Annotated in this window: 2 protein-coding genes; both read right to left on the bottom strand. The window is 51.7% G+C overall.

Annotation, left to right across the window (positions count from 1 at the left end; genetic code table 11):
* A partial coding sequence (gene mdtI, locus IM295_RS22900) for a multidrug/spermidine efflux SMR transporter subunit MdtI (RefSeq protein WP_193055624.1) occupies positions 1-206 on the bottom strand: 206 nt, incomplete at its 3' end.
* A partial coding sequence (locus IM295_RS22895; RefSeq protein ID WP_239006674.1) for an SMR family transporter occupies positions 193-385 on the bottom strand: 193 nt, incomplete at its 5' end. The genes mdtI and IM295_RS22895, both read right to left, overlap by 14 nt.

Below are 385 nucleotides of genomic sequence, written 5' to 3'. Positions count from 1 at the left end.
CCCCACAGCGCATAGGCCACGGACAGATCAATACCTTTGACCGCCTGTGACAGAGCGCTAAATGCCCCCAGCACTGCGGCAATCGACATCAGGCCATAAACCTTACGGCGAAAACCGTCAGAGAATTTCAGCAGAACGTTCGCCAGAATTTCCAGCACGATGGCGAAGCCCAGCCAGGCCGCATGAACCCATTCAAACTGTTGCATGGTTCTGCTCCTTCTGCTGTTTTGTCGGTTTACGGGTACCTGATTTAATCAGCACTATACCCGCGACCAGCGTCGTTAACCCGGCGACCTTCATTGTTGTTAATGTTTCGTCGAATATCAGAACGCTGAACAGCGTAATCAATAAAATACCGATCCCTTCCCACAGCGCATAGGCCACA

The organism is Enterobacter cloacae complex sp. P14RS (assembly GCF_014895895.1).
In the GTDB taxonomy this organism is placed as follows: domain Bacteria; phylum Pseudomonadota; class Gammaproteobacteria; order Enterobacterales; family Enterobacteriaceae; genus Enterobacter; species Enterobacter bugandensis.
The sequence above is the reverse complement of the archived record's forward strand: the minus strand, read 5'-3'. Positions and strand labels throughout refer to the sequence as shown.